Origin of the sequence: Phormidium sp. FACHB-1136, assembly GCF_014697375.1 — a bacterium.
Lineage (GTDB): Bacteria > Cyanobacteriota > Cyanobacteriia > Phormidesmidales > Phormidesmidaceae > Nodosilinea.
The window spans coordinates 1-2,124 of the sequence record NZ_JACJRS010000235.1; the positions used below are offsets into that span (position 1 = coordinate 1).

The window sequence follows — 2,124 nt, forward strand, 5'->3', positions numbered from 1 at the left end:
CCTCCGCTGGCTCAAGGGTGCCGTCAACAAAGGGCGTCCGTTGCTCCAACCCATCCCCCTGCTCACCGTTGACCCTGAACCCTGCTTTGCCTCTAAAAACGCCGAAGACCAGTACTATGACCGCATCTGGTTCTCTAGGATCCAGTCCATACGATGTCAATTGCCCCCCTGGGAGGCGGCATAAAGATGTGTCAGGCAGTCAGACTCAGCCGTTCCGTACTAGCGACATAACGGTGAAGTTGTGCGGCGGCAGATACCCTCGAACTCTCATCGATAACCTCCGCTCCCTCCGCACCAACGCAGTGTTGGGCTGCTGGGATAGACCTCATTCGCCACCTCTAAAAATTCTGGTTATTATAGTGCAAACTGCAATAACAAATTGAAGGCACGTAGAAATGTCCATCGTCAGAGCGTTCTTGTCCCATTCATCCAAAGATAAAGAGTTTGTTAGGGCTGTTGCACAGGAGATGGGTCGCCAGCACTGTATTTTTGACGAGCAGACATTTGAAACAGGCAATGAATTTAAGCAGTCAATTCAAAATGGATTAGATTCCTCCTCAGTGTTTGTCCTTTTTGCCAGCAATAACTCCTTATTGTCAGACTGGGTAAATTTTGAAGTGGAAGAGGCATGGTATAAAAAGCTTGAGAGAAATTTACAAAAATCTCTTGTTTATATCATCACCGACTCAATTGACATTGAGCAACTTCCACTTTGGCTAAGACGTGCCAAAATCCAACGTGGGAATGTGCCGAAAAGTGTTGCGAGGGAAATTCGCACTCATCTTGATCGGTTGATTGAAGAGCGAAAAAATCCTTTTGTTGGACGAACTGAAGATATTCAGGCTCTTCAGGAAGCTTTGACCCCAGCGGATGTTGCATTTCCTCCGCATATCTTATTTGTAACCGGATTACCAGGAATAGGTCGTAGATCGCTCATTCAACAAGTTGTAGAAAGTAGTCTTGGTTTGAAACCTCTAAAGAATCCTTTTCGGCTTGGTGAGGGGTTTAGTATTCAAGATATTTGTAGCTCAGTTGCCAACTTGACTGAGCCATACAATACAGATCTACGCTTTCAGCAAATTATGAGGGAAATTCAAGCTTTATCTAAAGAGGAGGCATTAAATAGAACGCTTCTAAATCTTCGTAGGATGACAAATAATGGTGAGCTTCCGATTTTTTTAGACGAAGGCGGATTATTTGATAGTGAGGGAAATATTTCTGAAGCAGTTCAGTCAATAATTAGAAAACTTTCGTCAAATGATGAAGCATACTTAGCTTTCGTATCAAGTCGCAGACCATTTAATAGCAATGAGGCTATTGCAAAAATCCGCCTTAATCCTCTTAAGACAGAAGATCAAAAGTTACTTATTAGAACCTTAGACAGGAAATCTATTAGGGCCAACAGCATCAGACAAGAGCCTTTGAAACCTAATGAAATATCTGAACTTGCAGCCTACACTGCTGGCTATCCACCTTCAGCCTACGCTGCGATGGAATTAGTGGAAGAGTATGGCGTCGACATTGTGCTAGCAGACAAAACTAGATTTGTAGAACTGAGAATCGATCAATTTCTAAAACATTTTTCAAAAGAAAACCTATCTGAAAGTGAAAAGAATATTCTTTGTTTACTTGCTAGTTACAGTCCTTTACCATTACAAGTCATTGCATCAACGATTTCACAGGATATAGGTAGTGCTGGCAAGAATCTGTCACGCCTAATTGATCTGTCGTTTGTTGTTGTAGAGGATAGACTGTATCGAGTATCTGATCCGATTGAAGATGCTGCAATTAAGGCGTTTGGACTGCCAAGACTTGAGGTGGTCAAAATTTTAGTTGATTCTATAATTGAACTAATCGATAATGTCGATTATGAAGAACAGCGTCTTGAGCTGCACCGTCTTCTTTACAGAGCATCTTGGTATCTTAAAGATAGAAACATTGAAAATAGAATAATCTTTTTATTTAACGATCTAATTAAGACTATTAAAAGTTTATACGATCAAGAAAGAAATTATTCTAATACCAATCCGGCATGAAGTTGAGCATAATAGGGGATGACGTTTGAGAGGGTAGAGAGGATGGCCCGCCCCTTCGTGATTGAGGTTGCTGAAAGCGAAACCTTTC

At 41.7% G+C, this 2,124-nt stretch carries 2 protein-coding genes; both read left to right on the forward strand.

Features of this window, described 5'->3' with window-relative positions; genetic code table 11:
• Positions 1-184: hypothetical protein (locus H6G62_RS26940; RefSeq protein WP_190492888.1), on the forward strand; the 184-nt coding region annotated here is incomplete at its 5' end.
• A 211-nt stretch (positions 185-395) separates the two neighbouring features.
• Positions 396-2,036, forward strand: coding sequence for a TIR domain-containing protein (locus H6G62_RS26945; RefSeq protein WP_190500889.1), 1,641 nt, complete (start codon positions 396-398; stop codon positions 2,034-2,036).
• Positions 2,037-2,124 lie beyond the last annotated feature (88 nt).